The sequence below is a fragment of the Stenotrophomonas sp. GD03877 genome (assembly GCF_029840555.1).
GTDB lineage: Bacteria > Pseudomonadota > Gammaproteobacteria > Xanthomonadales > Xanthomonadaceae > Stenotrophomonas > Stenotrophomonas geniculata.
This window is the reverse complement of the sequence record NZ_JAOCCT010000013.1, coordinates 14,132-35,847: the sequence shown is the minus strand read 5'-3', so window position 1 is coordinate 35,847 and position 21,716 is coordinate 14,132. Positions and strand designations below refer to the sequence as shown.

General features: G+C 66.8%; 19 protein-coding genes and 1 pseudogene. 9 read left to right on the top strand and 11 right to left on the bottom strand.

Annotated features, from left to right (window positions below):
* Nucleotides 1-445: 445 nt before the first annotated feature.
* Together N5D20_RS11615 and N5D20_RS11610 are read left to right on the top strand one after the other, a co-directional pair.
* Nucleotides 446-736, top strand: coding sequence for a hypothetical protein (locus N5D20_RS11615; protein WP_100053221.1), 291 nt, complete (start codon nucleotides 446-448; stop codon nucleotides 734-736).
* Entirely contained in the window at nucleotides 733-1,203 is a 471-nt protein-coding gene (locus tag N5D20_RS11610) for a hypothetical protein (RefSeq protein ID WP_241872984.1), read from the top strand. The genes N5D20_RS11615 and N5D20_RS11610 overlap by 4 nt, the downstream gene beginning before the upstream one ends.
* Before the next feature lie 62 nt (nucleotides 1,204-1,265).
* Here the strand turns inward: N5D20_RS11610 and N5D20_RS11605 are convergent, their stop codons facing one another.
* The 3 genes from N5D20_RS11605 to N5D20_RS11595 all read right to left on the bottom strand — a co-directional run bounded on the left by N5D20_RS11605 (nucleotide 1,266) and on the right by N5D20_RS11595 (nucleotide 4,643).
* A complete protein-coding gene (locus tag N5D20_RS11605) occupies nucleotides 1,266-1,976 on the bottom strand; it encodes a 2OG-Fe(II) oxygenase (RefSeq protein WP_197578843.1) in 711 nt (236 codons plus the stop codon).
* Nucleotides 1,977-2,084: 108 nt separating this feature from the next.
* Entirely contained in the window at nucleotides 2,085-3,101 is a 1,017-nt protein-coding gene (locus tag N5D20_RS11600) for a class 1 fructose-bisphosphatase (protein WP_014035428.1), read from the bottom strand.
* Between the two features lie 339 nt (nucleotides 3,102-3,440).
* Nucleotides 3,441-4,643 (bottom strand): amino acid aminotransferase, encoded by a 1,203-nt coding sequence (locus N5D20_RS11595; RefSeq protein WP_197578842.1) that lies wholly within the window; start codon nucleotides 4,641-4,643, stop codon nucleotides 3,441-3,443.
* A gap of 171 nt (nucleotides 4,644-4,814) precedes the next feature.
* Here N5D20_RS11595 and N5D20_RS11590 point away from each other — a divergent pair, with 171 nt between their 5' ends.
* Nucleotides 4,815-6,905, top strand: coding sequence for a TonB-dependent receptor (locus tag N5D20_RS11590; protein WP_197578841.1), 2,091 nt, complete (start codon nucleotides 4,815-4,817; stop codon nucleotides 6,903-6,905).
* Between the two features lie 79 nt (nucleotides 6,906-6,984).
* Here N5D20_RS11590 and N5D20_RS11585 read toward each other — a convergent pair whose 3' ends face one another.
* Nucleotides 6,985-7,329 carry a hypothetical protein gene (locus N5D20_RS11585; protein ID WP_029380149.1) on the bottom strand — a complete coding sequence of 115 codons (345 nt, stop codon included), beginning with the start codon at nucleotides 7,327-7,329 and terminating at the stop codon, nucleotides 6,985-6,987.
* Between the two features lie 145 nt (nucleotides 7,330-7,474).
* Here N5D20_RS11585 and N5D20_RS11580 point away from each other — a divergent pair, with 145 nt between their 5' ends.
* The 3 genes and pseudogenes from N5D20_RS11580 (at nucleotide 7,475) to ligD (ending at nucleotide 11,409) form a co-directional block, all read left to right on the top strand.
* A complete protein-coding gene (locus N5D20_RS11580) occupies nucleotides 7,475-7,873 on the top strand; it encodes a hypothetical protein (RefSeq protein ID WP_010487387.1) in 399 nt (132 codons plus the stop codon).
* A gap of 139 nt (nucleotides 7,874-8,012) precedes the next feature.
* A pseudogene (locus N5D20_RS11575) lies at nucleotides 8,013-8,919 on the top strand (Ku protein).
* Between the two features lie 3 nt (nucleotides 8,920-8,922).
* A complete protein-coding gene (gene ligD, locus N5D20_RS11570; protein WP_197578840.1) occupies nucleotides 8,923-11,409 on the top strand; it encodes a DNA ligase D in 2,487 nt (828 codons plus the stop codon).
* A gap of 75 nt (nucleotides 11,410-11,484) precedes the next feature.
* Here the strand turns inward: ligD and N5D20_RS11565 are convergent, their stop codons facing one another.
* The 4 genes from N5D20_RS11565 to N5D20_RS11550 form a co-directional block, all read right to left on the bottom strand.
* Nucleotides 11,485-11,877, bottom strand: a complete 393-nt coding sequence (locus tag N5D20_RS11565; protein WP_197578839.1) for a hypothetical protein — start codon at nucleotides 11,875-11,877, stop codon at nucleotides 11,485-11,487.
* A 128-nt stretch (nucleotides 11,878-12,005) separates the two neighbouring features.
* Nucleotides 12,006-13,034: an alcohol dehydrogenase AdhP gene (gene adhP / locus N5D20_RS11560; RefSeq protein WP_049436145.1), complete on the bottom strand. Its 1,029-nt coding sequence runs from the start codon at nucleotides 13,032-13,034 to the stop codon at nucleotides 12,006-12,008.
* 96 nt (nucleotides 13,035-13,130) lie between these two features.
* Nucleotides 13,131-13,769, bottom strand: a complete 639-nt coding sequence (eda, locus tag N5D20_RS11555; protein ID WP_197578838.1) for a bifunctional 4-hydroxy-2-oxoglutarate aldolase/2-dehydro-3-deoxy-phosphogluconate aldolase — start codon at nucleotides 13,767-13,769, stop codon at nucleotides 13,131-13,133.
* A 116-nt stretch (nucleotides 13,770-13,885) separates the two neighbouring features.
* A complete protein-coding gene (locus N5D20_RS11550) occupies nucleotides 13,886-14,476 on the bottom strand; it encodes a cysteine dioxygenase family protein (protein WP_049436148.1) in 591 nt (196 codons plus the stop codon).
* A 239-nt stretch (nucleotides 14,477-14,715) separates the two neighbouring features.
* Here N5D20_RS11550 and N5D20_RS11545 point away from each other — a divergent pair, with 239 nt between their 5' ends.
* Nucleotides 14,716-15,771: a LacI family DNA-binding transcriptional regulator gene (locus N5D20_RS11545; protein WP_197578837.1), complete on the top strand. Its 1,056-nt coding sequence runs from the start codon at nucleotides 14,716-14,718 to the stop codon at nucleotides 15,769-15,771.
* Between the two features lie 104 nt (nucleotides 15,772-15,875).
* Here the strand turns inward: N5D20_RS11545 and phhA are convergent, their stop codons facing one another.
* Nucleotides 15,876-16,769, bottom strand: coding sequence for a phenylalanine 4-monooxygenase (gene phhA / locus N5D20_RS11540; protein ID WP_197578836.1), 894 nt, complete (start codon nucleotides 16,767-16,769; stop codon nucleotides 15,876-15,878).
* 125 nt (nucleotides 16,770-16,894) lie between these two features.
* Between phhA and N5D20_RS11535 the strand changes: the two genes are divergently transcribed.
* Both N5D20_RS11535 and N5D20_RS11530 read left to right on the top strand, forming a co-directional pair.
* Nucleotides 16,895-17,377, top strand: coding sequence for an Lrp/AsnC family transcriptional regulator (locus N5D20_RS11535; RefSeq protein ID WP_197578835.1), 483 nt, complete (start codon nucleotides 16,895-16,897; stop codon nucleotides 17,375-17,377).
* A gap of 87 nt (nucleotides 17,378-17,464) precedes the next feature.
* A complete protein-coding gene (locus N5D20_RS11530; RefSeq protein ID WP_197578834.1) occupies nucleotides 17,465-19,465 on the top strand; it encodes a hypothetical protein in 2,001 nt (666 codons plus the stop codon).
* A gap of 41 nt (nucleotides 19,466-19,506) precedes the next feature.
* Here the strand turns inward: N5D20_RS11530 and N5D20_RS11525 are convergent, their stop codons facing one another.
* Nucleotides 19,507-20,499: a patatin-like phospholipase family protein gene (locus N5D20_RS11525; protein ID WP_197578833.1), complete on the bottom strand. Its 993-nt coding sequence runs from the start codon at nucleotides 20,497-20,499 to the stop codon at nucleotides 19,507-19,509.
* Nucleotides 20,500-20,644: 145 nt separating this feature from the next.
* Nucleotides 20,645-21,661 (bottom strand): TIGR00266 family protein, encoded by a 1,017-nt coding sequence (locus tag N5D20_RS11520; RefSeq protein WP_279948125.1) that lies wholly within the window; start codon nucleotides 21,659-21,661, stop codon nucleotides 20,645-20,647.
* Nucleotides 21,662-21,716 lie beyond the last annotated feature (55 nt).

Below are 21,716 nucleotides of genomic sequence, written 5' to 3'. Positions count from 1 at the left end.
GCCCCAAGGGCCACTTTTTGTTCGCCTAACGACGAATGGCAGTGCGCAAAGGCCCAACGAGTTCAGAGATGGATTTATTAGGAAGTGCCGGTCAGACGGGAACAATCAACATTAGGTGCTGCCAATTCCCATATCTCTATACAGAGTGGAGCACAGCATCAGGCTACTGAGGGAGTGGCCATACAGTGCCGGAGACGAATGTGGGCTGGGGTGATGTGTCCTCGATTCGAAAGCCCGTCGAATCTAGGACAGAACACTCGATTTACAGTGCGCATGTCGACGCAAGAGAATCTTTGTCGAGCAGGGCTGATTTCGATGTTTCAATGCTATGGAATAAACATGCGCCAGTTGCGAGAGCTAGGGACGAAAGAGTTCAGCATGATGGATGCGGGGCATATCCGCCTACCGGTTCGAGTCGATGCTTCCGGATCCATGAGCGCATGAAATGAAGATCATCTACTGGCTGGGCATCGCGTTCCTGTGGATGCTCCCATTGAACTTTCTTCTACTGACAGCGGCCAAATTGCTGTCAGCGGATCCGCTAGGCAGCGAAGAACTCGTCGGCCTCGGCATGGCCGTATTTGGTGGGGCAGCGGGAGGGATCCTGTATCGACGTCGTCCTCGCAAGCGCCCCGGTCCGTCGAGCATCAATGACCCGGTGCTCGGTGCAAAGACGACTGAAGCCTTGCGGGATTCAAGTAGCGGCGAACAACGGCAGTCGGGGAATGGGCCATGAAAAAGGTACCGCTGCGCCATCTGCTCCTGTGCGCTGTCATTGCGGCTCTGATAGGCGGTACCTATCTTTCAATATTCGGATCCATCGGAGGCGGCGATTGGACCGGAAAGCCAACAGAAGCAGAACTGCGCGCTGCTACCGAGACCTTTGAACTTCCTACAGGGGTCCATCCCACGGACGTTAAGTTCTTGCCGAAGGTCACGTTCTTGGGGGCCGTCTTCGACGCCGAACTCGAATCTGATCCAGAGCAGATCGCTGCCTTCTTCATCAAACAAGCCGCAGAGAAGCGGTGGCGACTGCAGAAAGACAAACGGCAGCGCCATTACCGATTGATGGTCTTCTGCGAGGAGCGCCTGGCGCGCTCGGTAGAGCTGACGACAAGAGGCAGTACGGTGAAGCTCTATGGAGGAACCTACTGGGACTCGGACAGGGGCGGTGACTACTACTGCTCTCCTGACGCCCGGTAATCCACCGACGGCATAGCGGACTTCCCTGGATACTGGCTCCAATCGGGAGGGGTACGATGGCCTCAGCCTCCCCCAAACAACTTCTGCGCACTCTGGAACAGGATCCAGCTGGTCGCGATGAACTTGTCCCCACCCTGCGGGCGATTGCCACGATGGGTATGAGTGAACGCAGTCGGCGCAATCAGCAGGCTGCCGGTACGAGGTGCGATCTTCCGCCCCTGGAACAGGAACTCGGTCTCGCCTTCGTCAAAGTCGTCGTTGAGGTACAGCGTCCACAACACGTGCCGATGCAGGGTCTCAGCCTGCATATCCTTCGGGTACAGCTCGCAGTGCCAGTACGGGTAACCGCCCTCGCCGGCCGCATACCACTGCAGGTTGATCGCACCTGGGCGCAGGCAGGTGCGGGCCAGATCGGCCAGCTGCTGCGGCGGCATGTCAGGGAAGTCCTCGGCAGACAGGCGTCGCGGTTGGCCGTTGCTGTCCTGGATCTGCAACATCAGCGGGGCGATCAATGCCTGTGGATAACGGCGTAGATAAGTCAGCAGGCCATTGAACACCGCGATCTGCAGCTGCTGGTCGACATCCTGCCAGCCGTCCAGGCCACTGATACGCAGATCCTTGCTGTGCTTGAGTTCCGGGAACACGCCACTGCCCACGGCACCGGGCTGCAGGCCACGCGTGGCGCGCAGGCGTTCAACGATGGCCGCGCAGACCTCGCTGGGGACGGCGTTGTGGATGACTTCGATGAAATCGACCGGGCCCTGCTCGTGCATGCGTGCATTCCTTAGGCGGCAACGGCTTGATGGTGCCGTTTGCCGCCCTTGGTGTCACCCCACGGTCATGTCATCGTTCTGCCATGACCGCTGTCAGGCGATAGGCCGTCAGCCCTGTGCGTCGTCGTGCGCGTGGTGGTAGCGCACGGCTTCGGCCACTTCCTCGCGCGAGCCGAGGAACACCGGCACGCGCTGGTGCAGCTGGTCGGGCTGGATGTCGAGGATGCGCTCGCGGCCGGTCCAGGCGGCGCCGCCGGCCTGTTCGACCAGCAGGCCCATCGGGTTGGCTTCGTACATCAGGCGCAGCTTGCCGGCCTTGGACGGGTCCTTCTTGTCCCACGGGTAGATGAAGATGCCGCCGCGGGTCAGGATGCGATGCACGTCGGCCACCATGCTGGCGATCCAGCGCATGTTGAAGTTCTTGCCACGCGCGCCTTCCTTGCCTGCCAGCAGATCGCCCACGTAGGCCTGCATCGGTGCTTCCCAGTGACGCTGGTTGGACATGTTGATGGCGAATTCCTGGGTGGCCGCCGGGATCTGCATGTTCTCGGTGGTCAGCACGAACTCGCCCTTCTCGCGGTCCAGGGTGAAAGCGTGGGTACCGTGGCCGACGGTCAGCACCAGCTGGGTGCTGGGCCCGTAGATGCAGTAACCGGCGGCGATCTGCTTGCTGCCCGGCTGCAGGAACGCGTCATCGCCCGGCAGTTCCACGTTGGTCGGGCAGCGCAGCACCGAGAAGATGGTGCCGACGGAGACGTTGACGTCGATGTTGGAGCTGCCATCAAGGGGATCGAACAACAGCAGGAAATCGCCGCGCGGGTAGATGTCCGGCACCGGCTGGCTGTGGTCCATTTCTTCCGAGGCGCAGGCGGCAAGGTGGCCCCCCCACGCGTTGGCCTCAAGCAGGATCTCGTTGCTGATCACGTCCAGCTTTTTCTGCGCTTCGCCCTGCACGTTGCCGGTACCGGCATCGCCCAGCACGCCACCGAGTGCGCCCTTGCTGACGGCGATGGAGATGCTGGTGCAGGCGCGGGCGACGACCGCGATCAGCTGGCGCAGGTCGGCATTGATGCGGCCGGCGTGCTGTTCCTGGATCAGGAAGCGGGTCAACGAAGTACGGGACATGGTCGGGCAGGTCTCGGCAGCGGGAAAACGCCTATTGTCGCCCGTATGGTGGGGCCGTGCGTGAGCGCGGGAAGGCGTAATCGTTTCCAGATGCGTTGCGCTGTCGGCGCCTTCCTTCATGGAGGCGCAGGGCGAGGCACACCGTGGCCAGGACACGCCGTAAACCCATCCATGGGGGCTCGGTCGGCGCATCCATGCGCCTCACGGTCCTGGCCACGGTGTGCCTCGCCCTGCGCTTCAGGGTTCGCCGCGAGCGCGGAGGGTGTGGCAAAGGCAAAGCAGAAGCAAAAACAAAGGCGCCTTTCGGCGCCTTTGTTCTCAAACCCGTGCAGCCTTGCTTCAGCCCTTGGCGACGGTGGCCACGGCCTTGGCGACGTATTCCAGGTTGTTCTGGTTCAGCGCGGCCACGCAGATGCGGCCGGTGCCGACGGCGTAGATGCCGAACTCGTCGCGCAGGCGTTCGACCTGCTCACGGCTCAGGCCGGAGTAGGAGAACATGCCGGCCTGCTCGTTGATGAAACCGAACTGCGGGGCACCGGCAGCGGCCAGCTTCTCGACCAGGCCGTGGCGCAGGGCGTGGATGCGCTCGCGCATCTCGGTCAGCTCCTGCTCCCACATCGCGCGCAGTTCCGGGTTGGTCAGTACGCCGGCCACCAGCGCAGCACCGTGAGTGGACGGGCTGGAGTAGATGGTGCGGATCACGCGCTTGACCTGCGACTGCACGGCCTTGGCGTCAGCGGCGGTCGGCGCCACCATCGACAGCGCACCCACGCGTTCGCCATACAGCGAGAACGACTTGGAGTACGAGTTGGCGACGATGAAGCTGTCGATGCCGGCTTCGGCGATGATGCGCACCGCGGCGCCGTCCTGCTCGATGCCCTTGTCGAAGCCCTGGTAGGCCATGTCGATGAAGGGGAACAGCTGGCGGTCCTTCAGCAGCTGGGCGACCTGCTTCCACTGGGTGACCGTGAGGTCGGCACCGGTGGGGTTGTGGCAGCAGGCATGCAGCAGCACCACGGTGCCGGCTTCCAGCTTGCCCAGGTCGGCCAGCAGGCCGTCGAAATCAACCCCATGGGTGGTCGGGTCGAAGTAGGTGTAGTCCAGCACCTCGAAACCGGCCGCGCTGAACACGGCGCGGTGGTTTTCCCAGCTCGGGTTGCTCAGCGCAACGGTGGCGTGCGGCAGCAGCTTCTTCAGCACGTCGGCGCCGACGCGCAGCGCACCGCTGCCACCAACGGTCTGTGCGGTGGTGACGCGGCCGGCGGCCAGCAGCGGCGAGTCCTTGCCGAACACCAGCTCACGCGTGGCCTGCGTGTACGCCGGCAGGCCATCGATCGGTAGATAGCCGCGCGGTTTGGCTTCAGCGGCGAGCTGCTGCTCGATCTGCTTGACGGCGCGCAGCAGCGGAATGCGGCCGCTCTCGTCGTAGTAGATGCCCACACCCAGGTTGACCTTGGTCGGGCGGCTGTCGGCGTTGTACGCCTCGGTCAGGCCCAGGATCGGGTCGCCTGGGACCAGTTCCACGTTTGCAAAGAAGGACACGGCGGTACTCGTTCGGTAGACGGAAAGGGGGAGGAATTGCGCCACGCGGTTCGCGGCTTTTCGGCCGGAAACAGCCCATCGTAACAAAGCCTGCCGGGGCTGGCCGCCGCCATCGTCATCCGCGGCCCCGTACCATGGCGTGCGTTGCCGCCCGATCCATCAACCTGAATCATGAATCCCGCCGCACGACGCTGTTGCCTGCCGCTGTCTGCCCTGCTGCTGTCGCCCTGGACAGCGGTGGCCGAGCCTGCGCCCACCGCCCTGCCTGCGGTGCAGGTACAGGCCGCACGGGTGCCGGGCATCGACCCGTTCGCGCTGCCGGCCAGCCAGGACACGGTCTGGATCGATGCCAGCCGCGCTGGCACCGGCGCGCAGCTGTCCGAGGCGCTGGCCGGGGTACCGGGGCTGCTGGCGCGCGACCGGCAGAACTTCGCGCAGGACACGCAGCTGTCGATCCGTGGCTTCGGCGCGCGCTCGACCTTCGGTGTGCGCGGGGTGCGGGTGTTGATCGACGGCGTGCCGGCCACCATGCCCGATGGCCAGGGCCAGCTGTCACACGCCAGCCTGCTGGGCGCCGAGCGCATCGACGTGCTGCGCGGGCCGTTCTCGGCGCTGTACGGCAACTCCTCCGGTGGCGTGCTGCAGGTCTGGAGCGCGCAGGGCCAGGCCGGCGACCCGTGGCGGTTGCGGCTCAACGCTGGCGCCGACAACACGCTCAGTGTCGGCGCGCAGCTGAAGGGTGCCGGCCAACTGCTGGACTACAACATCGCCGCCAATCACTTCCGCACCGATGGCTGGCGGGACCATAGCCGTGCGCGCCGTGAATCGCTCAACGCACGCATCGGTGGTGCGCTGGGCGGTGGGCGGCTGGAGCTGTTGCTCAATGCGCTCGATGCCCCCGATGCACAGGATCCGCTGGGCCTGACCCGTGCCCAGGTGGCGGCTGATCCGCGCCAGGCCACGGCAGTTGCGCACCAGTACAACACCCGCAAATCGGTGCGCCAGCAGCAGGCTGGTCTGCGCTGGACCCGTGAAACGGGAGCGCAGCGCTGGCAGTTGATGGGCTATGCCGGGCAGCGCGCGGTACGCCAGTACCTGCCGATCCCGCCGACCGCCCAGGCCAACCCCCTGCATGCCGGCGGCGTGATCGATCTGGACGCCGGTTACGGCGGGCTGGACGCGCGCTGGGGCTGGCACGGCGATCTGGCGGGGCGACCGCTGGACCTGGTGGCCGGGCTCAGCGCCGACCGCCAGCGCCAGCACCGCACCGGCTACGAGAACTTCATCGGCAGCACGCTGGGCGTACGTGGGCGCCTGCGCAGAGACCAGATCGACACCGTGCATAACATCGATCAGTTCGCGCAGGCGTGGTGGCAGTGGAGTCCACGCTGGTCATTGCTGGCTGGCCTGCGCCACAGCACCGTGCGCTTCGAATCCGACGACCGCTACATCATCGGCCGCAACCCGGATGACAGTGGCCGCCGGCGCTACCAGGCCACCACGCCGGTGACCGGGATCAGCTTCGAGGCCAACCCGCAGTGGCGGCTGCATGCTGCGGTCGGCCGCGGTTTCGAAACCCCCACCTTCAACGAACTGGGCTATCGCGCCGACGGGCAGGCGGGATTGGCACTGGATCTGGCGGCCGCCCGCAGCCGCAATCTGGAGATTGGCAGCAAGTGGCACGCGCAGGGCGGAACCCAGCTCGATATCAGCCTGTTCCGTGCAGATACCGACGATGAGCTGGCCGTTGCCAGCAACACCGGAGGGCGCAGCACCTATCGCAACATCGGGCGCACCCGCCGCCAGGGCGTGGAACTGCAATACCGCCAGCCACTGGCCGAGCAGCTGGAACTGCAGCTGGCCTGGACCTGGCTGCAGGCGCAGGTGCGTGCACCGTACCTGACCTCGAACACCTTCGTGGCCGCAGGTAGCCGCCTGCCCGGCGTGCCACGCCAGCAGGCCTTCGCCCGCCTGCAGTGGAGCCCTGCCGACTGGCAGTGGGCGCTGGAGGCCTCGGCCAGCACCGATACCGTGGTCAACGACGTGGCCACCGAACGCGCGCCGGGCTACGCATTGCTGCACCTGGAAGCCGGCCGTCGCTGGACCCTGCCGGGTGGCGAGCTGCGCGCCTTCGCCCGACTGGAGAACGTGCTGGACCAGGCCTATATCGGCTCGGTGATCGTCAATGACGGCAATGGCCGCTTCTACGAACCGGGCCCGGGTCGGCGAGCCAACGTCGGCCTGCAGTGGTCGTGGCGTTGACTTGGCAGTGCCGGCCGCTGGCCAGCATCGCACCGCGCGGGGCGTCAGGAGGTTGCCGGCCAGCGGCCGGCACGACCGGTCAATCGGGGGCCTTGGCCGGTACGAACGGCGAGGTCGGGTCGCTGGCGGGGAAGGTTTCCTCCAGCGCCTCGTCCTGGTTGTCGCTGGCGCGCTGCTTGCGCTCGCGGCGCTTGAGCGGGCTCTCCTGGCCACCGCGATGGCGGTCACCGCCATCCTTGCGGTCCTGGGCCGCCTGTTCAGCCACATGTCTCACCGGCAGATGGTCGTCACCGTGCTCGGCATCGAAGAACGGCGCACCGGTGCCGCGGTAGTCGGCGTTGTCGGCATCGCGCTTGCCGCGCTGTTCACCGGGAAGGGGCGGGTGGTTTTCCCGCATCGGGTCTCGTGAGGTCTCTCGGCTCATGGTCTGGTACCTGAACTCGGGGCTCCCACTACACCGCTCTGCAGGTAAAGCCACTGCGAACCTGGCGTCATGAACATCTCGCTCACCCCCCGGTAACGGCACCGCGCGTATTCCTGCCCACCCGCCCCCGCTGCAGGAGCCGGCCATGCCCCGTCTTGAACGACCCGCACCGTCCGTGTTCAATGCCCTGCTCGATCCGCTTGGCCAGCGCACCGCCCAGCGCCGCACGCGCCGCCAGGAAGATCCGCAGGCGGTGGCACAGGATTACCTGCAGTACATGCTCAGCGACTACGAGGAGAGGCGTGGCCAGAGCCACCGCAACTGGCGTGATCTGTGCCCGGTGTATGCCTTCGCGCTGACCACCCATGCCGCGGATTGGCCACGTGGTGATGCCGCCGATACTTGCGAGGAACTGGCCGAGCACTGGGAGCAGATGCGCGGGCAGTCGCGGTTGAGCTGGTCGCAGGCACGGCCGGTGGTGGAGGACGCCTGGCGCGCACTGGACCATATTCCGGCGGCGGCGGTGAGGCCGTTGCTGCAGTAGTGGCGGGCACTTGAAGCAGCCGAGCGCGGGCTCGGCTCTACAGCCAAGTGGTCGCGCCACCTGACGTGCACGGCACGGACACGGTTGGTTTACGCCCTCCGGCCCACGCTGGGCACCCTGCCCCGCCAAAGGTACGCCCATGGCCCGCCCGATCTGGACCGGCACGCTGTCGTTTGGCCTGCTCAATGTGCCCGTGTCGCTGATGTCCGTGCGAACGCAAGGTCGATCTGCAGTTCCGCATGCTCGACTCCCGCGATCGCAAGCCGATCCGTTTCGAACGGGTCAACGCCGACACCGGCGAGGAAGTGCCCTGGAAGGACATCGTCAAAGCCTATGAGTACGACAAGGGCAGCTACGTCGTGCTGGAGGAAGGTGATATCCGGTCGGCCGCGCCGGAAAGCCACGAAGCGGTGGAGGTGGAATCGTTCGTGGATGCGGCGCAGATCGACCCGCGCTACTACGAGAAACCCTATCTGCTGGTACCCGGCAAGAAGGCCGAAAAGGGCTACGTGCTGCTGCGCGAGACATTGCGCAGTACCGGCAAGGTGGGCATCGCACGGGTAGTGGTGCGCACACGGGAATACCTGTGTGCGGTGATGCCGCATGAGGACGCGCTGGTGCTGATGATCCTGCGCTATCCGCAGGAACTGGTGGATCCCGAGGATTACAAGCTGCCCACCGGGAAGCTCGCCGACTACCGCATCACCAGCAAGGAAACGGCGATGGCCGAGCAGTTGATCGAGTCGATGTCCGGTGATTGGGACCCGTCGCAGTACCACGATGAATTCCGCGAGCGCCTGCAGCAGGTGCTGAACAAGCGCATCAAGTCCAAGGGCGGCACCACGCGGGTGGACGATGAGCCGGCACCGCGCGAGGACGCCAGTACCAACGTGGTCGATTTCATGGCACTGCTGCAGAAGAGCCTGGACGCGAACACGCGCACGCCGGCGAAGAAGACAGCGACGCGCAAGGCACCGGCGAAGAAGGCTGCGAAGAAGACCGCCAAAAAGGCCGTGAAGAAAACCACCCGGCGCAAGGCAGGTTGAACCATGTCGCTGCACCAGTACCGGCGCAAACGCCGACTTGGCGGTGGCGCCGGGCAGACACCGGAGCCTGACGACACGCGCGTCCGCGGTGATCCGAGGCGGCGGCCGACCTTCGTCATCCAGCTGCACCATGCCAGCTCGCGCCACTACGACTTCCGCCTTGAGATGGACGGCGTGCTGAAGAGCTGGGCGGTGCCGAAAGGTCCTTCGCTTCGCGTCGGTGAGAAGCGGTTGGCCGTGGAAGTGGAAGATCACCCGCTGTCCTACGCCACCTTCGAGGGAGACATTCCCGAAGGTCACTACGGCGCGGGCCACGTCGAGGTGTTTGATCAGGGAACCTGGGCCTGCGAAGGTGATCCGCTGCAGGCGCTGGCGGCAGGAAAGATCGACTTCGTGCTGCATGGACAACGCCTGGCCGGTGGCTGGAAGCTGGTGCGCACCGCGATGAAAGCACGCCAGGTGCAGTGGCTGCTGATCAAGCGCGACGATGGTGAAGCGCGCGACGCCGAGGCGGATGACCTGCTGACGCCACCGATGCCGAAACGAGCACCTGCGGCGAAGAAGCGTTCCGCAGGGAAGGCGGTGCGCTCGGTCCCCGCCGCACGGACGACCACACGCAAGGCCGATGCGCGCTGGCATGCATGCGCACTGCAGCTGCACGGCGCACGTGATACGCCCTATCCCCGCGGGTTCAAACCGCAGTTGACCGATCATCGCGACAGTGCCCCGGACGGCGAGCGCTGGCTGCATGAGATCAAGTGGGATGGCTATCGGCTGCTGGCCGACCTGCACGATGGCGAGGTGAAACTCCGCTCGCGCAACGGCCTGGACTGGACGGCCGATTTTCCCGAGGTCGTGCAGGCCGTGCGGGCGCTGCCGGTGCGTGATGCGCGACTGGACGGTGAGCTGGTGGTGCTGGACAAGGAAGGACGCAGTGACTTCGCCGCGTTGCAGCGCGTGATCGACGGCAGTTCGAAACAACCGCTGCGCTACATCGTGTTCGATCTTCCGGGTGTGGCCGGCGTGGACATCAGTCGTGCACCGCTGGTGGAGCGCAAGGCGCTGCTGAAGGACCTCATCGGGCCAGCGCCCGGCACCCTGGCCTTCAGCGAACACGTGATCGACCATGGGCCGCAGGTATTCGATGCCAGCGGCGAGGCCGGTTTTGAAGGCATCGTCAGCAAGCAGGTGGATGCGCCGTACGTGAATACCCGCGCGCGCAGCTGGGTGAAGGTGAAGCACGAAGACACCGACGAGTTCGTGATTGTCGGCTACACGGCACCCAAGGGTTCCCGGGTGGGATTCGGTTCGCTGCTTCTGGCCACGCCGGACAAGGCTGGCCTGCGCTATGTCGGCCGCGTTGGCACCGGCTTCGACGATGAAAGCCTGCGTGCGCTGCTCAAGGCACTGCGGCCATTGGCAGTGAAGACGCCCGTGCTGCAGCTGCCGGCGCATGTGCCGTTCCGCGCTGCCAGCGTACGCTGGGTGACACCAGTGGCGGTGGCGGAGGTGGCGTTCCGTGGCTGGGGCAAGGAAGGCCTGCTGCGCCAGGCCAGTTTCAAGCGGCTGCGCAGCGACAAGCAGAAGGAGGACCTGGGAATGAGCACCGCAGATGCCGAAGCCGGAGGTGAGGTCCAGATCACTCATCCGGAGCGGGTGGTGTTTCCAAAGCAGAAACTGCGCAAGGGCGACGTGGCCGACTACTACCAGCGCATGGCGCGCTGGATCCTGCCCGAAATCGCCGGACGTCCACTGTCACTGCTGCGCTGCCCGGACGGCGTAGGCAAGGCTTGTTTCTTCCAGAAGCACCATGGTCCCGGCCTGGGCGATGCGGTACATGCGGTGCCCCTGCAGCAGAAGAGCGGCCGCGAGGATTACGTCTACATCGACGACACGCGCGGCCTGCTGCAGCTGGTGCAGATGAACACCCTGGAGCTGCATCCCTGGGGCGCGACCGTGGCCGATCCCGAACATCCGGATCGTCTGGTGTTCGATCTCGACCCCGGCGAAGGCGTCAGCTGGGCGCAGGTGAGAGCCGGTGCACGCGATGTGCGTGACCGCCTGCAGCAGGTGGGCCTGAAGAGCTTCGTACGCCTGTCCGGTGGCAAGGGCCTGCACGTGGTGGTGCCGCTGCAGCCCAAGGCAGGCTGGGACGAGGCGAAGGCGTTCTGCGAGGCGTTCGCGCAGGCAATGGCGCTGGAGCAGCCTGATCGCTACGTGGCGACGATGAGCAAGGCCAAGCGCGGCGGGGTGATCTTCATCGACTGGCTGCGCAACACACGGGGTGCTACCAGCGTGTGCTCGTGGTCGCTGCGTGCACGCGACAGCGCCGGCGTGGCAGTGCCGCTGCGCTGGGAAGAGCTTGCACGCGTCAGTGCGGCCGACGCGTTTCCGATGGCCAAGGCGCTGGCGCGGGCGAAGCGGCTGAAGGGTGACCCATGGCAGGGCATCGCGCGGTTGAAGCAGACGCTGCCGCGCATGGACCTGTAGAGCCGAGCCCATGCTCGGCTTGCATGCACATCGACACAGGCAGCCGAGCATGGGCTCGGCTCTACAGGGGCGGCGTTACCTTGCGTCGCGCGACGCAAGGCGGCCGAACCACCAGCCGATCAGCAGCTGCAACGGCAGCGACGCCAGCAGCGAAATGACGAACCAGAGCGGGAAATCCGCGCCTGCAGTCCACACCGCGTAGCCGCAGCCCAGCGCGATCAGTGACCAGATGGAAAAACCATGCGAGCGTGGCCAGCAGGGCGCGTAGTAGGTGGCGAAGGAAATGCCGGCGATGCCACCGAGCACGCTGAAGGCCAGATCCCACCCCAGCTGCACGCTGTTGTTGTCCGGCGACATGCCCACCAGCGGGGGCAGCCAGCTGGCGACGCTGCTGACCAGCGCAAGCGACAGCACGCCGCCGATCAGGGCGACGAAGGACAGGAACAGGGTCTTGAGCAGGCCGGGCATGCGCGCATTGTACGGCTGTGCGGCGTGCCTGGGGTTTGCCGGCCTGCGGCCGGTACTACCGATGGATCGGCATGGCCGCCGCGTCCGTGGGAGAGGGGGACGGAGCGACGGCGGCCATGCACAGGCGGTCAGGCGGCGAAGTCGAGCACCACGCGGCCTTCGATGGTGCCCGCGTGCATGCGCGCGAACACCTCGTTGATGTTTTCCAGGCGGTCGGTGCTGACTGTGGCGGCGACCTTGCCCTCGGCGGCGAACTGCAACGACTCCTGCAGGTCCAGCCGGGTGCCGACGATCGAGCCCCGCACGGTGATGCCGTTGAGCACCATGCCGAAGATGTCCAGCGGGAAGTTGCCCGGCGGCAGACCGTTGAGCGAAACGGTACCGCCACGGCGGACCATGCCCAGCGCCTGCTCGAACGCCTTCGGCGACACCGCGGTGACCAGGGCGCCGTGCGCGCCGCCGATTTCCTTCTTCAGGAAGGCAGCGGGGTCGGTGGTGCGCGCGTTGACGGTGATCTGCGCGCCGAGCTGCCGGGCCAACGCCAGCTTGTTGTCGTCCACGTCCACCGCCGCCACGTTCAGGCCCATTGCGCGGGCGTACTGCACGGCCATGTGGCCCAGGCCGCCGATGCCGGAAATCACCACCCAGTCCCCTGGCTTGGTGTCGGTCACCTTCAGGCCCTTGTAGACGGTCACGCCGGCGCACAGCACCGGCGCGATCTCGACGAAGCCCACTTCCTTCGGAAGCAGGCCGACATAGTTGGCATCGGCCAGTGCGTACTCGGCGAAGCCGCCGTTGACCGAGTAGCCGGTGTTGCGCTGCGTCTCGCACAGCGTTTCCCAGCCGCCCAGGCAGTGTTCGCAATGGCCACACGCCGAGTACAACCAGGGGATGCCGACCCTGTCGCCTTCCTTGACGTGCCCTACCCCGCCTCCCACGGCCACGATGTGCCCCACGCCCTCGTGACCGGGGATGAACGGCGGGTTTGGTTTCACCGGCCAGTCGCCCTCGGCGGCGTGCAGGTCGGTGTGGCAGACGCCACAGGCCTCGATCTTGACCAGTACTTCGCCCGCCCCCGGGCGCGGTACCTGGACTTCCTCGATCACCAGTGGCTTGCCGAACTCACGCACGACAGCGGCCTTCATGGTCGAATTCATGTTCGGATCTCCGTAGTGCGCTTGCCCACAGAATGACGCCGGCTCGAGGCCGGCGCTTTGATCACGATCAAACCTTTGACGATTCGTGCAGCGGGTTCAGCTGGCCAGCACCGACGCCTCGCGGGCGAGGCGCTCGATGGCGTCCCAATCACGGGTCTGCAGCAGTGCCGGCGTGGTCAGCCACGAGCCGCCCACGCACAGCACGTTGGGCAGGTGCAGGAACTGCGGCGCAGTCTGCGCGCTGATGCCGCCGGTCGGGCAGAAGCGCACATCGGCGAACGGGCCGTACCAGGCCGCCAGCAGTGCGGCGCCACCGGCCTGCACCGCCGGGAAGAACTTGAAGGTGTCGTGGCCGTGCTCCAGGCCCAGGATCAGGTCCGAGGCGGTGGCGGCACCGGGCAGGTATGGCAGGTCGGCATCGCGCGCGGCCGCATACAGCGCCGGCGTGGCGCCCGGGGAAACGGCAAAGCGCGCACCGGCCTGCTTCGCCGCCAGCATCTGTGCGGCGTTGAGCACGGTGCCGGCGCCGATCACCGCATCGGGCACGGCCTCGACCATGGCCTTGATCGCATCCAGTGCCTGCGGCGTGCGCAGCGTCACTTCGATCACCGGCAGGCCGCCGCGGAACAGCGCCTGGGCCACTTCGACCGCTTCATTCACATCTTCGGGGGTGTACACCGGAATCACCGGTGCAAGCTTCAACAGCGCGCGCAGGCGCGGATCAGCGCTGGACATGGTCTTGCTCCTTGCCCGACGGGGCATCGCGGATCGCCGCCGGGTCCGGCAGCGCAGCGGCGCATGATGCCACGTGGCTCACGAAGGTGCTGGCGGCGCACCGCCCTGCCCCCGGTTCAGGCCGGGTCGGCCTGCAATGCCTGGATGCGGCGCTGGTACCAGTCACCACCGAGCGGATCGAACACCGCCGAGCGCTCCATCTGCGCCTCGTACACGTGTACCGAGATCGCCAGTGCGTCATCGCTGGCGTTGCGCAGGGTGTGGTACTCGTGCGGCGGAATCAGGCTGCCGGCACTGCCGCAGCCCCCGCGCAGCACGGCATGGCGACGGAAGCGCCAGCGCTCGCCGGCACACTCCAGCAGTTCATACCGGGTGATCTCCAGCTCGCCTGACCACACTCCCTCCACACACCACATGGCATCGTGGTCGTGCAGCGGCGTGCCCTGCCCTGGGCCCCAGCTCATGGCAATCACGCTGTAGCCGTGTTCGCGGCTGTGGTACAGCGGGCGTCGCGCGTAATGATCACTGACCGGACGGTGCACGCACTCGGGCAACTCGATGCGGCTGTCCGCGATGGCTTCCTGCAGCGCAAGCTGCAGGTCGGCGGTGATGCGCTCGGCATCACCGGAGGTCATCGCCGCGTCGACTGCGGCGATCAACCGATCGCGGCCACGGAACGCCGGAAACGGAGAGGTCTGCAGGTCCATGCCCCGACTGTAGCGGAGCCTGGTTAAGGGAATGTTGGCGTTCGCGCGCGTCGCGCCCGCATTCAAGGTGAACACGCGCGGAAGAACGGTTCAGATGCATAGGCAGTAGAGCGATCACAATGGAACCTCGCGCAGCAGAACGTGTCGAACACGACACGATTCAGATCCTCTGCGACATTCCGCAACTTCGCGCCCCACGGGCGCAAGGCTAGAATTCTCCGACTTACCTGGTTCTATACATGTCAGTGCGAATTATTAGCGATGCCGCGTTGCCGGCATCGAAGGGCAAGGCTGCCACGATCAACGACATCGCACGACTGTCGGGAGTTTCCAAGAAAACGGTTTCAAGAATCATCAACAACTCGCCGCTGGTGCGCAAAGACACCCGCGACAAGGTCGAGGCGTTGATGCGCGAGGTCGGTTACGTGCCCGACCCCCTGGCACGCGGTCTCGCGTTCCGCCGCTCCTTCCTGATCGGCCTGGTGTATGACGACCCGGGCGCCCAATGCATCGTCGACCTGCAGCACGGCGCGCTGGAAGCGCTGCGCGGCACCGGCTATGAACTGGTCGTGCATCCCTGCGACAGCCAGTCTCCGGACTGCGCGCACGGCGTGCGCCGCTTCGTGCAGCAGCAGAAGTTGCATGGCGTGATCCTGGGCCCGCGCGCCTCCGAGTCGACAGCGTTGACGGAGATGCTCGACGGCATCGAATGCCGCTACGTCCGCATCAACGCGCATGTGTCGGATGACGAGGCACAGGCCGTGGTCACCCACGATCGCGACGGTGCAGCCGCGGCAGCGGGCTACCTGCTCTCGCTCGGCCACCGCGACATCGCGGTGATTGCCGGTCCGGGCGACCGCCGTACCGCACGCGAGCGCACCCATGGCTTCCTCGACCGGTTGGCCCAGGTGGGCCTGACCCTGCCGGGTGAGCGGGTGCTGGAAGCGGGCGATACCTTCGAGTCCGGCGTGCATGCCGCAGAGCGGCTGCTGATGGGCGGACAACGCCCCAGTGCGATCTTTGCCGGGAACGATGAAATGGCTGCCGGCGTGTACCAGGTGGCATTGCGTGCGGGCATCGCGGTGCCGCAGCAATTGTCGATCGTCAGCTACGACGACAGCCCGCTGGCGTCGCGGCTGTGGCCGCCGCTGACCTCGGTGCGTCGCCATGTGTCCGATATCGGCCGCGTGGCTGCGGCGATGCTGGTGCAGGCCGACGTGCCGGATGCGCCGACCGCGACCAGCGTGCATCCGCAACTGATGGTGCGCGGTTCCTGCCGGGCCGTGGACGCCTGACTGCCCTGCCCTCGCCTGCGCCGCTGCAATGGCGCAGGCAGGCAACAACGAAAACGGCGCACCCATGTGCGCCGTTTCAGTGCAAAGCCGTGCGCGTTGTGTGCTTACACGTCGCCGCCGTCGGCCCAGCCTTCGCCCGTGCCGGCCTGGAACACGCGGTCATCGCCCTGCACCTCACCGGCCGGCAGATGCGCCTGGTTGGCCAGCGCCGCGTAGATGGGGGTGAAGTCCGGCGACGTCGCCTGCATCAGCTGCTCGAAGCTGTCGATGACGAAGTAGGTCTTCTGGAAGGTGTCGATGCGGTACTTCGTGCGCATGATCCGCTGCAGGTCGAAACCGATGCGGTTGGGCGCGGCCGATTCCAGCGAGTACAGCGACTCGCCCTTCGACGACACGATGCCGGCACCGTAGATGCGCAGGCCCTCGGGCGTGTCGATCAGGCCGAACTCCACCGTGTACCAGTACAGGCGGGTCAGGTTCTGCAGCGCGTCCGGGCCGATCGCGTGGGCTTTGACGCCGCCACGGCCGTACGCCTCCATGTAGTCGGCGAACACTGGGTTCATCAGCAGCGGCACGTGGCCGAACAGATCGTGGAACAGGTCCGGTTCGGCGATGTAGTCGATCTGGTCCGGGCGACGGATCCACCAGGTCACCGGGAAACGGCGGTTGGCCAGGTGGTCGAAGAAATCCAGTTCCGGCAGCAGGCCTTCGACGCCGACCAGGGTCCAGCCGGTGGCCGCGCCCAGTACTTCGTTGAGTTGGTCGAAGCGCGGAATCATGTGCGCGTTCATGCCCATCTCGTCCTGTGCATCCAGGAATTCCTGGCAGGCGCGGCCGACCAGCAGTTCGCGCTGGCGCTGGTACAGCGTGCTCCAGGTGGCGTGGTCGTCGGCGCTGTAGGTGTCCCACGGCTGCTCGACGAGCGCGGTGGTATACACCGGCAGGTAGCCCTTGTCGGTCTGCTGGTGTTCGACGCGGCGGGGCTGGACGAGGTCCATGGGGCACTCCTGGATGGGATACCCACGATGCTAGGGCAGGGTGCGCGCAACAGGGTTGCAAAAGTTGCGCCGATTGGCCTTGTTGGCGCAATATCCTTGCGTACTCACCATGTTGCGGGGCAACAATGGCCGGAGAAGTCCAGTTCGATCGCACGGATATACGTCTGCTGGCTGAAATCCAGCGGGATGGGCGCGCCACCAACGCCGAGCTCGCAACACGGGTGAACCTCTCGCCCTCGGCCTGCCTGCGCCGCCTGCAGCGGCTGGAAAGCGAGGGCGTGATCGTCGGCTATGGCGCGCGGCTGGAGCCACGGCAGCTGCGGCTGGGCCTGCAGGCCTTCGTGCGCGTGCAGCTGGAAAAGCACGACCAGGCCGCCATCGGCCACTTCGTGGACAGCGTGCAGGGCTGGGATGAAGTGGTGGCCTGCCATGCACTGACCGGCGACATGGACTATCTGCTGCACGTCTACGTGCGCGACCTGGAGCACTTCTCGCACTTCCTGCTGGACCGGCTGCTCAACGCCGGTGGCGTGGCCGATGCCAATTCCAGCTTCGTGCTGCGCACGGTGAAGGGATTCCAGGCATTGCCGCTTTCACAGCTGAAATAAGCGCGCCGCCGCGATTTGACGCAGCCGGGCGGGTAGCTGAGCATCACCGCCCTGCGCTCGCCGCAGCGTTCCTTTCCGGTTCCACGCATGTCCGAACTCCAGCACCCGGTGCCCACCACCACCTTCCTGCCGCTGCAGCGCAAGTCGCTGGCGCGCTACATCGCCCATGGCACGCCACCGCAGACCGCAGTGGAGCAGGCTGGGCTGATGGCCGCGCAGCTGTGCCGGACGCGCCTGCATCCAGCCGCCGAGATCGAGCGCCTGCTGCATGATGCCTGCGCACTGTTTGCCGGCAACGAAGGCGCGGCCGCTCAGCTGGCTGGCCCCGGTGGCGGTGGCCAGCCGGAGCTGGATGCCTGGTTGACCGCATTGGCCGCCCACGGCGTGCTGCTGGCGCCGGCGGAGATCCTGCAGGACTTCATCGTCCAGTCGCCCAGCGAGTACCCCGGCCTCGACCTGCAGCAGGCCTGCCAGGAAACCCTTGCCGAACACGAGATCCGCTTCCCGGCCGCGTTCGCCAGCGACGATGAGGACGACGTCCAGGACGAAGCCGTTGCCAGCGATGCGCGTGCGATCGAACACCATGGCCTGTACACCTCCGAGCAGGCCCGCGTGCTGCGCGCCATCGCCGCCAACCCCGATGAACTGATCGACCTCGATGGCTATGCCGGCACCGGCAAGGGCCACCTGGTGCTGGCGCTGATGGATGCGCGGCCGGGCCGCTACACCTACGTGGCGCCCTCGCGTGGGCAGGTGGAAGCCTTCCGCAGCCGCGTGCCGGCCAGCACCGCGGTGCGCCTGCTGACCCAGATCGAGTTCGCCAACCGCGTGGCGCAGCATGCCGCGCGCAGCGGCCACACCGCGGGCTTCGTTGCCAGCTACCGGCGCAGCACCCGTACGCCGCGCGAGATTGCCGGCCGCATCGGCCTGCAGGGCATCGGTGGGCGCAGCCCGGAGCAGGTGCTGCTGACTGCGTTCGAGGCCATCAACCGTTGGTGCGCGTCGTCGGCACCGGGCTTGGCGTTCCAGCATTTCGACCGTTCGGTGCCCGCCGCGATGCTCGACGTGTCGCCGTACATGGCGGCCGCCGAGCACGTCTGGCGCTGCATGTTCGACGCTGAACTGCAGCGGGGCACGCTGCTGAGCCTCAGCCCGGCGCACATCGGCAAGTGGCTGGCGCTGCGCGGCGTTACCCCGCCGCTGGACATGGGCATGCTGCTGGTGGACGAGGCGCATGACCTGAGCCCGTCGTGGAAGCAGTTGCTGGCCGGCCATGCGCCTGGCGTGGTCAGCCTGGGGGATCCGCACCAGTGCCTGTCCGGTACGGTGCCGCGCTGGGCCGCGTCGAAGGTGCTGGAAATGCACCAGTCGGTACGCCAGGGCAACCAGGTTGAGGGTCTGGTCAACCAGACCCTGGCGCTGGATGGGCTGGGCCAGGACAGTGGGCCGTTCGTCGGTGCCGCCGACCGCGCCACCGGTGTGCTGCATTATCGCGATTGGGCGCAGGTGCCGAGCGAGGGCCTGCGCATCCATGGCAGCGTCGCCGATCTGGCCCTGGATGCGGCACAGCTGCACGCGCTCGGGCTGCGGCCCTACCTGCATCCGGCATCGCTGCGCGCGCTGCGCAGCGTGCTGCAGCGGCCGCTGGATGCGTGGCGCCGGCGCCGCGACAGCGCCTCGGACCCGGCATGGGAGCACGTCCTGGCCACGCAGGCCGACGAAGGGCAGGGCGCGCTGGTCGACCTGTTTGCGTCTGCCGATCGGGTGCAGTCACTGCTGCAGGCGCTCGACGACCAGGACACGCCTGCTGAAGGGCGGGTGGCGCTGTGCCTGGCCGAACACGCGAAGAACCTGCAGTTCGACGTGGTCTCACTGTCACCCGGTTGCTTCAGTGCGGGGCAGGGCGGGCGCATCTGGCACAACCCGGTGCGCGCGGTCTATCTGGCACTCACCCGTGCGCGACGCCAGCTGCATGTGCCGGCCGATGGCATGGAACAGCTGCAGCACACGGCGACACTGCAGGAGCAGGCCCGTCAGGCGCGCAGGCGCGAGCGGCAGCAGGCCAGCGGTTACCGGCCTGCGCGCTAGAACGCGCGCGTCGCTGTCTGGCAGCGACACGCTGGCTCAGGTCAGCATTTGTCCTTGCGGCCCATCAGCTTGCCCAGGCGAGAGGCTTCCTCGCACTTCGGCGCGGCCACGGGTGCCGGTGCGGCGGCCGCGGCGCGTGCACGCTGCAGCTGCTGGATCTTCGCGCGGATCTGCGGCATCGCGGCCATTGCGGCCTTTTCGCCCTCCAGGATCGCGGTGCCACGCTGGCTGAAATCGGCGGCGCCGATGTCCAGCACCTTCGGGCGGATGACGATGTCGGCGCGTGCCAGTTCCTGCTCGCCCAGGCGCTGGCCCATGATCGAGATGGACTGGTTGACGATGCCCAGCATGTCGGTCGGCGCCTTGCCGCTGGCCTTGCTGGAGATGTCCACGGCGATCACGAAGTCGGCGCCGAGCTGGCGCGCGGCATCGACCGGCACCGGGCTGACCACGCCGCCATCGATGTAGTTGCGGCCACCGATCTTCACCGGTTCGAACACGCCGGGAATGCTGCTGGAGGCGCGCACGGCCTGGCCGACGTTGCCGCGCACGAAGATCGCGCGCTCGCCTGTTTCCAGCTGGGTGGCGACGGCGGCGAACGGCTTCTTCAGGCGCTCGGCGGGGCGGTTGGCGACCTGCTCGTTGACGTAGTCCTGCAGCTTCTGGCCCTGCACCAGGCCACCGGAGAACAGGCGCACGTCGCGGATGCTGGCTTCATCCAGCGCCACTGCCTTGCTCTGCATCTGGAACGCATCCATGCCGCTGGCATACAGCGCGCCGACCACGCTGCCGGCACTGGTGCCGGACACCACGGCCGGTTCGAAGCCATTGGCCTCCAGCATCTTGATCACGCCGATGTGGGCGAAGCCCTTGGCTGCACCACCGCCGAGGGCGATACCGATCTTCACTGGCTTGGCCTGCGGCACCACGGTCGGTGCCGGCGGCGGCGTGGGGCGGACCGGGTCGCCACCGCAGCCGGCCAGCAGGCCGATCAGGGCGAGGGACAGCAGCATGCGGGGGCGGAACAGGCTCATCGGCAGTGCGCTCGCGGCGCCGGATTCGGGAAAGGGCGCCAGCATACCGAAGCGGTGGCGGGGCGGGCAGGGTGGGGGAGTGGCCTATTCAGGAAAAGGAGCGCGGGCGGTGCCGACCTTGGTCGGCACCGCCCGGGCGAGGGGCTCAGAACCGGTTGTCGCCGTCCAGCATCCGGCCCAGGCCGCCCAGCACCGAGCCTTCGCCGCGGCTCTGGCCGCCGCCCTGCGGCGCCGCCATCCACATGCGCCCGGCCAGGCGCGAGAACGGCAGCGACTGCAGCCAGACCTTGCCCGGGCCGGTCAGCGTGGCCAGGAACACGCCCTCGCCTCCGAACAGCATGCTCTTGATGCCGGTGACCCGGCGTACGTCCATGTCCACGGTCGGGTGGTAGGCCACCACGCAGCCGGTATCCACGTCCAGTCGCTCACCTGCGGCCAGCTCGCGCTCGACCACGCAGCCACCGGCGTGGATGAACACCCAGCCGTCCCCCTCCAGCTTCTGCATGATGAAGCCTTCGCCACCGAACAGGCCGGTCATGATCTTGCGCTGGAACTGCACGCCGATCTGCACGCCGCGCGCGCCGGCCAGGAAGCTGTCCTTCTGGCAGATCAGGCGGCCGCCATGCTGGTCCAGCTTCATTGCCAGTACGGTTCCGGGGTAGGGGGCGGCGAAGGCGACCTTGCCCTTGCCGTGGCCGCTCTGGGTGTAGACGGTGGCAAACAGGCTCTCGCCGGTCAGCACGCGCTTGCCGGCGGCCATCACCTTGCCCATGAAGCCGCCGCCCTGGTCGCCGTTGGCGGCGCCGAACACCGTATCCATCTGCACGGTGGCGTCCTTGAACATCAATGCGCCGGCCTCGGCAATGGCGCTCTCACCGGGGTCGAGCTCGATTTCCACGAACTGCATTTCATGGCCGACGATGCGGAACTCGATGTCGTCGGCGCGGCTGCTGGCAGCGGCGGGGACCGGCGGCGGGGTGTTCGGCATGCCCGGGGTCGCGGACTGCAGTTCGGGCACCTCGGCGATCGAGGTCCACCCGCTCATGCCCTGGCACCAGGCCAGGGAGCGCGGGTTGGCCTGGGCGTAGCGGCGCGCGGCCTCGTCATCAAGCGGGCCGATACGCTCGGCCTGGGCGGAGGCATGGAAGTACCACTGGGTCATCGCGGCGGCTCCGCAGGGCTGGTAAACCGCGAGTCTAGCGAGCACGCGGGGGGCC

Coding starts and splice junctions, on each gene's coding strand:
- N5D20_RS11610 (WP_241872984.1), top strand. CDS start 733: ATGAAAAAGGTACCGCTGCGCCATCTGCTCCTGTGCGCTGTCATTGCG.
- N5D20_RS11580 (WP_010487387.1), top strand. CDS start 7,475: ATGCCCCGTCTTGAACGACCCGCACCGTCCGTGTTCAATGCCCTGCTC.
- eda (WP_197578838.1), bottom strand. CDS start 13,769: ATGTCCAGCGCTGATCCGCGCCTGCGCGCGCTGTTGAAGCTTGCACCG.
- ligD (WP_197578840.1), top strand. CDS start 8,923: ATGTCGCTGCACCAGTACCGGCGCAAACGCCGACTTGGCGGTGGCGCC.
- N5D20_RS11530 (WP_197578834.1), top strand. CDS start 17,465: ATGTCCGAACTCCAGCACCCGGTGCCCACCACCACCTTCCTGCCGCTG.
- N5D20_RS11615 (WP_100053221.1), top strand. CDS start 446: ATGAAGATCATCTACTGGCTGGGCATCGCGTTCCTGTGGATGCTCCCA.
- N5D20_RS11590 (WP_197578841.1), top strand. CDS start 4,815: ATGAATCCCGCCGCACGACGCTGTTGCCTGCCGCTGTCTGCCCTGCTG.
- N5D20_RS11600 (WP_014035428.1), bottom strand. CDS start 3,101: ATGTCCCGTACTTCGTTGACCCGCTTCCTGATCCAGGAACAGCACGCC.
- adhP (WP_049436145.1), bottom strand. CDS start 13,034: ATGAATTCGACCATGAAGGCCGCTGTCGTGCGTGAGTTCGGCAAGCCA.
- N5D20_RS11520 (WP_279948125.1), bottom strand. CDS start 21,661: ATGACCCAGTGGTACTTCCATGCCTCCGCCCAGGCCGAGCGTATCGGC.
- N5D20_RS11535 (WP_197578835.1), top strand. CDS start 16,895: ATGGCCGGAGAAGTCCAGTTCGATCGCACGGATATACGTCTGCTGGCT.
- phhA (WP_197578836.1), bottom strand. CDS start 16,769: ATGGACCTCGTCCAGCCCCGCCGCGTCGAACACCAGCAGACCGACAAG.
- N5D20_RS11550 (WP_049436148.1), bottom strand. CDS start 14,476: ATGGACCTGCAGACCTCTCCGTTTCCGGCGTTCCGTGGCCGCGATCGG.
- N5D20_RS11565 (WP_197578839.1), bottom strand. CDS start 11,877: ATGCCCGGCCTGCTCAAGACCCTGTTCCTGTCCTTCGTCGCCCTGATC.
- N5D20_RS11525 (WP_197578833.1), bottom strand. CDS start 20,499: ATGAGCCTGTTCCGCCCCCGCATGCTGCTGTCCCTCGCCCTGATCGGC.
- N5D20_RS11545 (WP_197578837.1), top strand. CDS start 14,716: ATGTCAGTGCGAATTATTAGCGATGCCGCGTTGCCGGCATCGAAGGGC.
- N5D20_RS11605 (WP_197578843.1), bottom strand. CDS start 1,976: ATGCACGAGCAGGGCCCGGTCGATTTCATCGAAGTCATCCACAACGCC.
- N5D20_RS11585 (WP_029380149.1), bottom strand. CDS start 7,329: ATGAGCCGAGAGACCTCACGAGACCCGATGCGGGAAAACCACCCGCCC.